General features: G+C 70.9%; 11 protein-coding genes. 3 read left to right on the forward strand and 8 right to left on the reverse strand.

Going from position 1 to position 12494, the window contains the following annotated elements; all coding sequences use genetic code 11:
- Window positions 1-28: 28 nt before the first annotated feature.
- Window positions 29-2539 carry an ABC transporter ATP-binding protein/permease gene (locus tag ABT009_RS38805; RefSeq protein WP_351305950.1) on the reverse strand — a complete coding sequence of 837 codons (2511 nt, stop codon included), beginning with the start codon at window positions 2537-2539 and terminating at the stop codon, window positions 29-31.
- Window positions 2540-2807: 268 nt separating this feature from the next.
- Here ABT009_RS38805 and ABT009_RS38810 point away from each other — a divergent pair, with 268 nt between their 5' ends.
- Complete coding sequence (locus ABT009_RS38810; RefSeq protein ID WP_351306046.1) at window positions 2808-4652, forward strand: streptophobe family protein; 1845 nt, start codon at window positions 2808-2810, stop codon at window positions 4650-4652.
- Between the two features lie 139 nt (window positions 4653-4791).
- Entirely contained in the window at window positions 4792-5997 is a 1206-nt protein-coding gene (gene serB / locus ABT009_RS38815; protein WP_351305952.1) for a phosphoserine phosphatase SerB, read from the forward strand.
- A gap of 98 nt (window positions 5998-6095) precedes the next feature.
- Here serB and ABT009_RS38820 read toward each other — a convergent pair whose 3' ends face one another.
- The 4 genes from ABT009_RS38820 to ABT009_RS38835 all read right to left on the reverse strand — a co-directional run bounded on the left by ABT009_RS38820 (window position 6096) and on the right by ABT009_RS38835 (window position 9160).
- Window positions 6096-6617 carry a SixA phosphatase family protein gene (locus ABT009_RS38820; RefSeq protein WP_351305954.1) on the reverse strand — a complete coding sequence of 174 codons (522 nt, stop codon included), beginning with the start codon at window positions 6615-6617 and terminating at the stop codon, window positions 6096-6098.
- 180 nt (window positions 6618-6797) lie between these two features.
- Window positions 6798-7013 carry a hypothetical protein gene (locus ABT009_RS38825; protein WP_351305956.1) on the reverse strand — a complete coding sequence of 72 codons (216 nt, stop codon included), beginning with the start codon at window positions 7011-7013 and terminating at the stop codon, window positions 6798-6800.
- Window positions 7014-7277: 264 nt separating this feature from the next.
- Entirely contained in the window at window positions 7278-7394 is a 117-nt protein-coding gene (locus ABT009_RS38830; RefSeq protein ID WP_107441149.1) for an SGM_5486 family transporter-associated protein, read from the reverse strand.
- Between the two features lie 65 nt (window positions 7395-7459).
- On the reverse strand, window positions 7460-9160 hold the full coding sequence (locus ABT009_RS38835; protein WP_351305958.1) for a CynX/NimT family MFS transporter: 1701 nt from the start codon (window positions 9158-9160) through the stop codon (window positions 7460-7462).
- A gap of 133 nt (window positions 9161-9293) precedes the next feature.
- Between ABT009_RS38835 and ABT009_RS38840 the strand changes: the two genes are divergently transcribed.
- Window positions 9294-10088, forward strand: a complete 795-nt coding sequence (locus ABT009_RS38840; protein ID WP_351305960.1) for a FadR/GntR family transcriptional regulator — start codon at window positions 9294-9296, stop codon at window positions 10086-10088.
- Here the strand turns inward: ABT009_RS38840 and ABT009_RS38845 are convergent.
- From ABT009_RS38845 to fabG, 3 genes are all read right to left on the reverse strand, one after another.
- Complete coding sequence (locus ABT009_RS38845) at window positions 10072-10383, reverse strand: hypothetical protein (protein WP_351306048.1); 312 nt, start codon at window positions 10381-10383, stop codon at window positions 10072-10074. The two genes, ABT009_RS38840 and ABT009_RS38845, sit on opposite strands and share 17 nt — an antisense overlap.
- 451 nt (window positions 10384-10834) lie before the next feature.
- Window positions 10835-11602: an enoyl-ACP reductase FabI gene (fabI, locus tag ABT009_RS38850; protein ID WP_351305962.1), complete on the reverse strand. Its 768-nt coding sequence runs from the start codon at window positions 11600-11602 to the stop codon at window positions 10835-10837.
- A gap of 5 nt (window positions 11603-11607) precedes the next feature.
- Window positions 11608-12327: a 3-oxoacyl-[acyl-carrier-protein] reductase gene (gene fabG / locus ABT009_RS38855; RefSeq protein ID WP_351305964.1), complete on the reverse strand. Its 720-nt coding sequence runs from the start codon at window positions 12325-12327 to the stop codon at window positions 11608-11610.
- Window positions 12328-12494: the final 167 nt, after the last annotated feature.

Genomic DNA, 12494 nt, shown 5'->3' on the forward strand with positions numbered 1-12494 from the left:
TCGTGCGGCCCGTGGTCCCGGCCTGCCCTTACTTGCGCATGACCTCCGGCTCGTGACGGCGCAGGAAACGGGCCACGAGGAAGCCGCAGAGCGCGCCGATGGCGAGCAGCGCACCCATGTCGATGAACCACTGGGACGCCTCGTGGTCCCACAGCGGGTCCGTGTTCCCCGGGTCGTCGGTGTTGGGGCTGACGAGGTTGAAGTCGAGCGTGGTGCCCGCGGCCGCGACCGCCCAGCGGGACGGCATCAGATACGAGAACTCGTTCACACCGGGGCTGCCGTTCAGGATGAAGAGGCAGCCGGTGAAGACGACCTGGATGATCGCGAACATGACCAGCAGCGGCATGGTCTTCTCCGCGGTCTTCACCAGCGCGGAGATGATCAGGCCGAACATCATCGAGGTGAAGCCGAGCGCCATGATCGGCAGAGACATCTCGAGGAGCGTCAGGTTGCCGAGGACCAGGCCCTCGTCGGGGATCTCGCGCGGGGTGAACCCGATGCCGCCGACGATCGCGCCCTGGATGACGGTGATCATGCCGAGGACGATGACCTTCGACATCAGGTACGCCGAGCGGGACAGGCCGGTGGCGCGCTCCCGCTCGTAGATCACGCGTTCCTTGATCAGCTCACGGACCGAGTTGGCGGCGCCGGCGAAGCAGGCGCCCACGGCGAGGATCAGCAGGACGGTGGTGGCCGTGCCGTTGGGGATGATGGTGCCGTTGGGGCGGGGCGGGTTGGCCAGCAGCCCCTGGTCGGGCTCGATGAGCAGGCTGACCGTGCCGAGCACCGCCGGCAGGACCAGCATCAGCGCCAGAAAGCCCTTGTCGGACGCGATCACCGAGACATAGCGGCGGATCAGGGTCCACAGCTGGGAGCCCCAGCCCTGCGGCTTGGGCGGGCGGACCGCTTGGGGCGGCGGCATCTGCATCGACTGCGGGGCGACGGCGTCGATGTCCGCGGCGTACATCTGGTAGTGCTGCGAGCCCTTCCAGCGGCCCGCCCAGTCGTAGTCGCGGTAGTTCTCGAAGGCGGAGAAGACGTCGGCCCAGGTCTCGTAGCCGAAGAAGTTCAGCGCCTCCTCGGGCGGGCCGAAGTACGCCACGGAGCCGCCCGGGGCCATGACCAGGAGCTTGTCGCAGATCGCCAGCTCGGCCACGGAGTGCGTGACGACCAGGACCGTACGGCCGTCGTCGGCGAGGCCGCGCAGGAGCTGCATGACGTCGCGGTCCATGCCCGGGTCGAGGCCGGAGGTCGGCTCGTCCAGGAAGATCAGGGACGGCTTGGTCAGCAGCTCCAGGGCGACCGAGACGCGCTTGCGCTGGCCGCCGGAGAGGGAGGTGACCTTCTTCTCCTTGTGGATGTCCAGCTTGAGCTCGCGGAGGACCTCGTCTATGCGGGCCTCGCGCTCGGCCGACGTGGTGTCCGCGGGGAAGCGTAGCTTGGCTGCGTACTTGAGGGCCTTCTTGACGGTCAGCTCCTTGTGCAGGATGTCGTCCTGCGGGACCAGACCGATGCGCTGGCGCAGCTCGGCGAACTGCTTGTACAGGTTCCGGTTGTCGTAGAGGACGTCGCCCTGGTCGGCGGGGCGGTAACCGGTGAGCGCCTTCAGCAGCGTCGACTTGCCGGAGCCGGACGGGCCGATCACCGCGATGAGCGACTTCTCCGGAACGCCGAAGGAGACGTCCTTGAGGATCTGCTTGCCGCCGTCGACCGTGACGGTCAGATGGCGCGCGGAGAAGGAGATCTCGCCGGTGTCGACGAACTCCTCGAGGCGGTCGCCGACGAGGCGGAACGTCGAGTGGCCGACACCCACGATGTCGTTCGGGCCGAGGAGCGCGGAGCCGCCCTTGGCGATCGGCTGGCCGTTGACGTACGTGCCGTTGTGGGAGCCGAGGTCACGGATCTCGAAACGGCCGTCGGGCGTCGCGTGGAACTCGGCGTGGTGACGCGAGACCTGGAGGTCGGAGACGACCAGCTCGTTCTCGAGGGCACGGCCGATGCGCATCACGCGGCCGAGAGCCACCTGGTGGAACGTCGTGGGGCTGCGGTCGCCGTAGACCGGCGGGGCTCCCGCGACATCACCGCCCGGTCCCTGCTGGTGCGGGATCCCCGGGGCTCCCTGCTGGGGCTGCTGCCATGCCTGCTGAGGGGCCTGCTGCTGCGGCGGGGCCTGCTGGGCCCAGCCGGGACCGGCGGCCGGCGACTGCTGCGCGGGCTGCTGGGCCTGCTGCGGCGTCGCCATGGCGGCGGCACCCTGGACGTTCAGCCGCGGGCCGTCCGTCGCGTTGCCGAGGTGCACGGCCGAGCCCGGGCCTATCTCCATGTGGTGGATGCGCTGGCCCTGCACATAGGTGCCGTTCGTGCTGCCGTGGTCCTCGATGACCCAACTGCGGCCGCCCCAGCTGATCGTGGCGTGACGCCAGGAGACCCGGGCGTCGTCGAGCACGATGTCTCCCTGCGGATCACGTCCGAGGGTGTATGGCCTGGACGAATCGAGCGTCCAGGTTCGTCCGTTCAATTCCAGTACGAGTTCAGGCACTCCATGCCCCACTGAGTTGTCCCCCGGTTTGCCCCGTCGATGGGGAGTCTAGGGATGTCGAACATCGTGAGGAACTATTCCAGGCTGAGCCCTCCGCCCGAAACCCGGGCCTTGTGAAGAGTGCGTACGACCCTCCCTGGTCGCCCGGTTGACGAGGCAGATACCGGCCCGGAAAGTGGTAAGCGCCCATGAGTGCGCACGGATCATGATCATCCTGAGCGAACAGGGCATCGCGGTACGGATCGGCGGTACGGATCGGGGGGTCCTGATGGAGACCGGCGGGCGCAAGAGCGATGTCAACAGCCTTACCGAAGGCGTGCGTTGGGCGGACGTGCTCCTCTCGGCGACAGCCGCCGTGAGCTGGGCGCTGATCGGCATGGCGGTCACGGCCGCACTCGGGCTGCATCTGCTGGGCGCCGATGCGGCGGGTTCGCTGGGGCCGATGACGGCTGCCGTGGTGGCACTCGGCGTAGGCGGTTCGGTCATGCCGTCCGGGGACGTGTCGGCGTTCGGACTCGAGGGCGCGCAGGCGGAGACGGCCGTCGATATCGCGCCACTCGGCGTGGGGCTGGTGGGTGCGCTGCTGCTGGCGCATTTCTTTCTACGGTCCTTGCGAGGAGCGGGTGTTGTGATCTCGCCCGCCGAACTCCTCGCGCGCGTGGGGACGGTGGTCTTGCTGTTCGTGGCGATGCTCGGCGGGCTCGCCTGGGCGGGTCATGACGTCATCACGATCGACGGCGGCTCGCTGGGCCTGGACGGTCTGTCGGGCGGTGATCTGGCGGGCGACCTCGGTGGCATAGGAGACGGTCTGGGGCTCGGTGACATCGGGGACATCAGCGGCCTCCTGCCGGACCGGCTCGGCGATCTCGCCAACGCGAAGGCATCGGTCGGCTTCACCGTGGACACGGGGCCCACGCTGCTCGGCGGCGCGGCCTGGGTGGCCGGCGTGCTGCTGATCGCGCTGCTCGCCTCGCGCCGGACGCCGCTGCCGCGCGGCTGGGACGCAGTGCACCGGGTGGTGCGGCCGGCCGCGTCGGCCCTGGTCGACGTGTTGCTGGTGGCCGTCGCCGCCGGGCTCGCCGCGGCGGTGTTCGCGATGATCGGCGACGACCATCCGAGGCGGATCGCGGGCGCCGCGCTGCTGGGGGCGCCCAACGGCGTCTGGCTTGCCAGCCCGCTGGGGCTGTTCGTGCCGTGGGACGGCCGGGCGACGGGTGAGCTGGCGAAGCTTCTGCCGGATCCACTCGACGAGCTGTTACGCGTCTCGGCCGACGAGCCGGTCACGCTGGGGCGCCTTGCGGAACTGCACGGCACGGTGTGGCTGCTGGGGATCGGCGCTGCGGCGATGATGTTGTTCGCGGGGGTGCTCGCCGCTGTGCGTACCCCGTTGGGGTGGGGTGTGGGGGGTGCTGCGGGGGCCCCGGGCCGTGGCGTTGTGAGGGCTGCCGGGGCGGTCGGCGGCGGAGGCGGTGCCGGCAGCAGCTGGGGCGGTGCGGGAACGTATCCGGTGAGCGGCCGCGGCGGACCAGGCGCCCTGGGGTTCGCCGGGCGATGCGCCCTGCGGCTCGGCGTCGTGACGGCGCTGGCGCTGCCCCTCCTCGTGTGGCTCACGGAGGTGTCCGTGGGCGCCTCGCTCTCCGTGCTCGGCTTCGACGCCTTCGGTGCCGGCATCGAACTGCACGGGAGGGCGGGTATGGCGCTGCTCCTGGGCGCGGTGTGGGGGGCGGGCGCGGGCGCGGCGGGGGCGCTGCTCGCGTACGCCACGCGCGCGGCAGGCACTCGCGCGGCACCCCTCGCCCTGGAGGGCCGCGGTGGCGACTCGGTCCGGGCGCCGGACCATACGTATCCGCTGCCCGCGTACGAGCAGGGTCCCTACCACCCCAGCAGTCCCTACCGCCCCTCGCACAACGAGACCAACCCGTACCTCCGGCCGCCCGACGAGCCTCCCCGGCCGCCCCACGATGTGTACGGCGCGCCCACGGTGATGGGCCCGATCACGCCGCCCCCTCCCCGTCCGAAGCCGCGCCCCCCGGGCGCGGGCTGGCCGTCGTCTCCGCCGCTACCCGATGAGGGCCCGCCGCCACCCGGGGCGCCCGGGGAGCGCCGGCGCTGATTGCCGCGCGTTCACCCGGCAGGCACCCAGGTGGGTTCACCTGGCAGGCACCCAGGTGTCAGCCCGTGTTCCCGCCCCCTGTCCGGTACGCGGACCGCAGGCGCGAAAGGCACGGGGTGCCGGATACGGTGGTGGCACCATGAGCGCTTCGCAGACCTCTGACATCCCCACTCTTCTGGTGAAGATCTTCGGCAAGGACCGGCCAGGGATCACGGCCGGCCTGTTCGACACTCTCGCCGCCTACTCGGTCGACGTCGTCGACATCGAGCAGGTCGTCACCCGTGGCCGCATCGTCCTGTGCGCGCTCGTGACCAAGCCGTCGGCCGGCCTCGAAGGTTCCCTGCGGGCCACCGTCCACAGCTGGGCGGAGTCCATGAAGCTGCAGGCCGAGATCATCTCCGGGCTCGGTGACAACCGTCCGCGCGGGCTCGGGCGCTCGCACGTGACCGTCCTCGGGCATCCGCTCACCGCCGAGTCGACGGCCGCGATCGCCGCGCGGATCACCGCGACGGGCGGCAACATCGACCGTATCTTCCGGCTCGCGAAGTACCCCGTGACGGCCGTCGAATTGATGGTCTCCGGCGTGGAGACCGAGCCACTGCGCACCGCGCTCGTGACCGAGGCCGCCGCGCTCGGAGTCGACGTCGCGGTGGTGGCGGCGGGGCTGCACCGACGGGCTCAGCGGCTCGTCGTCATGGACGTCGACTCGACCCTCATCCAGGACGAGGTGATCGAGCTGTTCGCCGCCCACGCGGGCTGCGAGGACAAGGTCGCCGAGGTCACGGCGGCCGCGATGCGCGGTGAGCTCGACTTCGAGCAGTCGCTGCACGCGCGCGTGGCGCTTCTCGAGGGGCTCGACGCGTCGGTCGTCGACAAGGTGCGCAGCGAGGTGCGGCTCACGCCCGGCGCCCGCACCCTGATCCGTACGCTCAAGCGGCTCGGCTACCAAGTCGGTGTGGTGTCCGGCGGGTTCACCCAGGTCACGGACGATCTGAAGGAACGTCTCGGCCTCGACTTCGCCCAGGCCAACACGCTGGAGATAGTCGACGGGAAGCTCACGGGCCGGGTCACCGGCGAGATAGTGGACCGGGCGGGCAAGGCGCGGCTGCTGCGCCGGTTCGCGGCGGAGGCCGGGGTGCCGCTCGTCCAGACCGTGGCGATCGGCGACGGCGCCAACGACCTGGACATGCTGAACGCCGCCGGGCTCGGCGTCGCCTTCAATGCCAAGCCGGTCGTACGCAAGGCCGCCCACACCGCGGTGAACGTGCCTTTCCTCGACACGGTGCTGTACCTGCTGGGCATCACGCGCGAAGAGGTCGAGGCCGCGGACATGCACGACGACTGACGCGAGGGACGCGAGGGCTACGAACGGGGCCGGCACCGCTGTGGTGCCGGCCCCGTTCGCCGTCTGTGTCGCCGTCGGAGGGATGGGGCTGGGAAGGGCTACGCCCCGCCCGGCGCCCAGTAGTCGATGAGCGTGCCCACGCCGGGTTCGACCGACTTCCACGGGCCGGGGATCGAGAGCACCGCGAAGGCCGAGGTCGGGAAGCCGCGGCGGCTCATGCGCTGGTGGGCGTCGCCCTCCGCCTGGCCGGCGAGGATCTCGGTGAGCCCCTGCACACCGGGGTTGTGACCGATCAGGATGACGGTCTGCACGTCCTCGGGGATTTCGTTGAGCACGGCGATGAGCTCGCCCGGCGAGGCCTCGTAGACCCGCTCCTCGTAGACCGTCTTGGGCCGGTGCGGGAGCTCGTGCACGGCGAGCTTCCAGGTCTCGCGGGTCCTGGCCGCGGTCGAGCAGAGGGCGAGGTCGAAGGAGATGCCGGTGTCGGCCAGCTTGCGGCCGGCTACGGGGGCGTCCTTGCGGCCCCGCTCGGCGAGCGGCCGCTCATGGTCGGACACCTGTGGCCAGTCGGCCTTCGCATGTCGGAAAAGGACAATCCTGCGGGGTTCTGCGACGCTCATGCGTCCCAGCTTCGCATGAAACACGCCATGGAGCGCAGGGAGTTGACGCGGTCTCCCCGACGTGGTTGACGCCCTGCGCGCAGGTGGCCCAAGGGCTGGTGCGGCGCGCATGCTGTGGGGGGTGGTGCGGCACGCATGGCGTGGGGGCGGAGGCCCGGGGGCCGGTGCGGTGCGGACGCCTCAGGGGACCTGCCTGAGCACCGCCTGCTGCATGCGCTCGAAGACGTGGGTGATCGAGGGGTCGCCGCTCGCCGCCTGGGCATCAGCCGGGTTGAGCACCAGCATCAGCAGGGCTGCGAAGGCGATCGCGGGAAGGAGGAGGGCCCACCAGGGCAACCGGGGCGCGGCGCCGCCCGTGCGTACCGGGTGGGGCCGGGTGTGCGCAGGGACCGCCATGCCGCCTCCGTGGTCCTCGAGAAGTCCTTGCCGCGTCGTCGCGTTCACATCTCGAACCTACGGAGTACGCCGCCTTCAGCCCATCCGGTGATCCACCCACTTGACCCTGACACTGACCCCCTAAGGGGTGGTGGGGACAACCCCACCGCGCATCGGCGCACGGGTTCCGCCTCTGACGGCGGGCGGGGTCCCGCCACGGGCCGGTCAAGGGGGCACGGAGAGGCGACGGATCAGGGGGTCGTGGGAAGGCGACGGATCAAGCGGTCACGGAGAGGCGATCGACGCGATGATGCCGATGATCACGGTGATGGCCAGCATCGCGCCGAACACGAGGAGCAGCTTCTTCTGACCGTTCTGGGGATTCGGGTCGAGCACAGGCATGCGGCAAGTGTCGCACCCGCGATACGGAGGGCCGCCGCCGGGGTGAGCGGGGCCCGCTCTCTGGCTCAATCGGCCCCGCGCACCTCGCACTCGTCCTCGACCGTCCGGTCGCGGCCCGCCAGGACGCCCATGACGATCTGCGGGACCATCAGTACTGCCATGAGCGCGAGGGGCAGGCCCCAGCCGCCGCTGTGCTGGTACAGGACGCCCACGAGCAGCGGGCCCGGAATGGAGATCAGGTAGCCCGTGCTCTGGGCGAAGGCGGAGAGCCTGACGACGCCCGCTGCGGTTCGGGACCGCATGCCGACCAAGGTGAGGGCCAGCGGGAAGGCGCAGTTCGAGATGCCCAGCAGGAGCGCCCAGGCCCAGGCGCCACCCGCGGGCGCGAGGTAGAGGCCGGCGTATCCGGCGAGGCCGCAGAGTCCGATGGCGACCACGATGGGCCCCTGATGGGACAGGCGCGTGGCCACCCGCGGGATGACGATGGAGAGCGGTACGCCGATCGCCATGGTGACGGCCAGCAGCAGCCCCGCGGTGCCCGCCGGTACCCCGGCGTCGCGGAAGATCTGCGCCATCCAGCCCATCGTGATGTACGCGGCGGTGGCCTGGAGCCCGAAGAAGACGGCGAGCGCCCAGGCGGTACGGCTCCGGGCGATCCGGGGCCCGTCGGGTGCACGCCCGGGCCCGTTCTCGGCCCGGACCCCGCTCCGCGTGCCGACGCCGGACGCGTCACCGGTGCCGGATGAGGCGACGCTCCTGTCCGGTGCGGCACCTCCTCCGGGTGCGGCACCAGACGGGCCGCCGGCTCCAGACGCGGCACCCACTCCCGGTGTGACACCCGCCCCGGATGCGCCACCCGAGCCGGAGGGACCACCGGCTCCGGACGCGCCACCCGCGCGCAACGGGCCACCGGCTCGGGCCAGGTCACCGGCCCCCGACGCGCCACGTGCGCGGGAGGGGCCTTCGGCGCCCGACCGATCACCGGCCCCGGACGGATCACCCGCTCCGGACGGATCACCACCTGCTCCGGCCCGCCCCGTCCCCCGCGCGCCTACGAGCGGCAGCCACGGCAGTACGGCGGCCGCGGCAAGAACCGCCCAGACCGCGAGCCCCGACTGCCAGTGGCCGCCCAGCGCGTCGGCCATCGGCACGGTGGCGGCGGCCGCGAGGGAGGTGCCGAGGGCGAGCGCCATCGAGTAGAGGCCGGTCATCGAGCCGACTCGGTCCGGGAACCAGCGCTTGACGATCACGGGCATCAGGACATTGCTGACGGCGATGCCCATCAGGGCGAGGGCGCTCGCCGCGAGGAAACCGGCCGTGCCGCCTGCGTACGGGCGGACGGCGAGGCCCGCCGCGATCGCCGCCATGCCGGCGCAGACCACCGCGCCGGGACCGAAGCGGCGGGCGAGCCGCGGGGCCATGACGCCGAACACGGCGAAGCAGAGCGGCGGCGCGGAGGTGAGCAGGCCGGCGACGGTGCCGCTCATGCCGAGGCCGTCGCGTACCTCTTCGAGGAGGGCGCCGAAGCTCGTTATGGCCGGGCGGAGGTTGAGGGCCGACAGCACGAGGCCGACGACCACGAGGCGCGTCGTCCACGCGCGCGTGGACGCTCGTCCGGGCGCAGCACCCGTGACCACGGACGCACCAGCCGTGCCCACGGACGCAGCCGCGTCCATGGAGGTGGCCACGGATGTACCACCAGCTGTGTCCGTACCTGCCGATGCCGGTGGGGCCGACGCCATCGTCGGGGATTCCTCGCTAGCCATGCCAGTCATCATAGAATCATGGGATGATTGACTGTCCATCCCCCTGGAGCCGTCTCGCTCTGCGTCACAGGGCGGTGCGCCACAATCAGGCCAGTCCCACGGCCACCTGGCCGACTCCGCCCGAAGGACCGTCATGCCGTTGAGTCACGCGCGCCGATCGGCGCTGTCGGAGCAGGTCATCGCCGCGCTGCGGAACCAGATCAGCTCGGGTGAGTGGCCGGTCGGTTCCCGTATCCCGACCGAGCCGGAGCTCGTCGAGCAGCTGGGAGTGGCCCGCAACACCGTCCGCGAGGCCGTGCGCGCTCTCGCGCACAACGGGCTGCTCGACATCCGTCAGGGGTCCGGCACCTACGTGGTGGCGACCAGCGAGCTGGCGGGCGTGATGCACCGCCGGTTCGCGGACGCCGACCCGCGGCACATCGCCGAGCTCCGCTCCACGCTGGAGTCCAGCGCGGCCCGGCTGGCCGCCGGGCGGCGCACCGAGCGGGACCTCAAGCAGCTCGACGCGCTGCTGCTGCGCCGCGAGGAGGCGTGGGAGTCCGGCGACGCGGAGGCCTTCGTGACGGCCGACGCGACGTTCCACATGGCCGTGGTGGCCGCTTCCCACAACGACGTGATGACGGCGATGTACGCGGATCTCGGCGAGGTGCTGCGCGAGTGGCTGCGCGAGGACGTCGGCGAGAAGCTGACACCCGAGAACCACATGGACCACACGCGGCTGGTGGACGCGATCCGCGCGGGGGACGCCGAGACGGCCGCTTCGGAGGCCGCCGGTTATCCGTTCCTGTGCCGCCCCGGCCGGCTCCACACCGGGAACCACCCGGGCGGCGAGGACCGCCCGGGTGATGAGAGCCGTACCGGCGATGAGAGCCGTACCGGCGACGACAGGCCCGGAACCCAGGAGGGCCCCGTCACCGCTCGTGGCTGACCCACACCGAGCGGACCTCCTTCCAGCATCGCCCGGTGAGCCGGACCGTCATGGCCGGCTCGGCCGCGACGGGGGCGCCGTCACTGTCGAGGTCCCACCAGCGGTCGCACTCGATGTGCAGGCGGACCTTGTCGGTCGCGGCGTACGGGTTGTGGCAGTAGACCGTCACATGGGAGCCGTCGATGCCGGTGCGGCACTCCGCTCCGAAGGCTTCCGGCACGGCTTTGTCGCCCTCCACGCGCGCGTGCTCGCGCGTGGACTCTTCCGAGGCGTCCGAGGAGGCAAGGACCGGCAGGACGGCGACGAGGGCGAGAGCGGCGAGAACCGCCCCGGGGAGCGCGGCGTAGCCGCTCCAGCGGAGCCGGTGCCCGGACCGGCGGTGGAACACGCGCACAAGGGGTACCTCCTCGGCCGTACTGCGGCAGTCGGCGAGGCCGCCGCGGCTGCACCACAAGGGGTAATGCCTTTTAGGAACCCTGGGGACCTCCGAGAGAACTCGGACTTCTCGGCTTCTCGACTTCTCGGCTTCTCGACTTCTCAGCTCCTCGACTTCTCGTACTCCAGAGTGCGCGGTTTCGCGCCCCGGCCGCCCGCCGGGTGGGCCGAACGGGCGATGCCCCGCCCTCCGCGCAGTGCGGAGACGGGGCATCGCCAATTCGTGAATTTGTGAACGCGCGCCCGCGGCCGTGACAGCAGCCGCCGGTAGCCACGCTCGTGGCCGTGGCCGTCCGAAAGTGCCGGACCGCTCAGGCGCCGATCGCGTGCAGACCGCCGTCGACGTGGACGATCTCGCCGGTGGTCTTGGGGAACCAGTCCGACAGCAGGGCCACGACGCCACGGCCGGCCGGCTCGGGGTCGGTGAGGTCCCACTCCAGGGGAGCGCGCGTGTCCCACACGGAGGCCAGCTCGCTGAAGCCCGGGATGGACTTGGCGGCCATGGAGCCGATCGGGCCGGCCGAGATCAGGTTGCAGCGGATGTTCTGCTTGCCGAGGTCACGCGCCATGTAGCGGTTGGTGGCCTCGAGCGCGGCCTTGGCCGGGCCCATCCAGTCGTACTGCGGCCAGGCGTACTGCGCGTCGAAGGTGAGTCCGACGACCGAGCCGCCGTTCTGCATCAGCGGCAGGCAGGCCATGGTCAGCGACTTCAGCGAGAACGCGGAGACGTGCATGGCCGTCGAGACCGACTCGAAGGGCGTGTTGAGGAAGTTGCCGCCGAGCGCGTCCTGCGGGGCGAAGCCGATGGAGTGGACGACGCCGTCGAGGCCGCCGAGCTCCTCGCCCACGATGTCGGCGAGGCGGCCCAGGTGCTCGTCGTTGGTGACGTCGAGTTCGATGACCTTGGTGGGCTTGGGGAGCTTCTTGGCGATGCGCTCGGTCAGCGTGGGCCGCGGAAACGCGGTCAGGATGATCTCGGCGCCCTGCTCCTGGGCCAGCTTGGCGGTGTGGAACGCGATGGAGGACTCCATCAGCACACCGGTGATCAGGACGCGCTTGCCCTTGAGAATTCCGCTCATGGTGATCAGTGACCCATTCCCAGTCCGCCGTCAACCGGAATGACGGCTCCAGTGATGTACGAGGCGTCGTCCGAGGCGAGGAACCTCACCGCGGCGGCGATCTCCTCGGGCTGCGCGTACCGGGCGAGCGGCACCTGCGACAGGATGCCTTCGCGCTGCTCGTCGGAGAGCGCCTGGGTCATGTCGGTGTCGACAAAACCGGGGGCGACGACATTGAAGGTGATGTTGCGCGACCCGAGCTCACGGGCGAGGGAGCGCGCGAAGCCGACCAGGCCCGCCTTGGACGCGGCGTAGTTGGCCTGACCGGCCGAGCCGAGCAGACCCACGACGGAGGAGATCAGTACGACGCGGCCCTTCTTGGCGCGCAGCATGCCGCGGTTGGCGCGCTTGACGACCCGGAAGGCGCCGGTGAGGTTGGTGTCCAGGACGGAGGTGAAGTCGTCCTCGGACATGCGCATCAGCAGTTGGTCCTTGGCGACGCCGGCGTTGGCGACGAGCACCTCGACGTTGCCGTGCTCGGCCTCGATCTCCTTGTAGGCCTGCTCCACCTGCTCGCTGTCGGTGATGTCGCACTTGACTGCCAGGCAGCCCAGTTCCGTCAGGGCAGCCGGCGGCTCACCCGAGCGGTACGTGATCGCGACCTTGTCGCCTGCCTCCGCGAAAGCGCGGGCGATGGCGAGGCCGATGCCCCGGTTTCCTCCGGTGACGAGAACCGAGCGGCTCAACGGATCACCCTTTCGATAGCGGGTCTGGTACCTCGGAAACCTATCGGTTTCGACCCGCCCGCGGAGAATCGGCCACCCACAGTGGCTCGGGGTACACACTGTCGGATCCCTACAGAATCGCCGCCCGCTACCCACGGAAACGCCCGGCGGATACGCCCACCCGCGGC

It is taken from the genome of Streptomyces sp. NPDC002896, assembly GCF_040295225.1.
GTDB lineage: Bacteria > Actinomycetota > Actinomycetes > Streptomycetales > Streptomycetaceae > Streptomyces.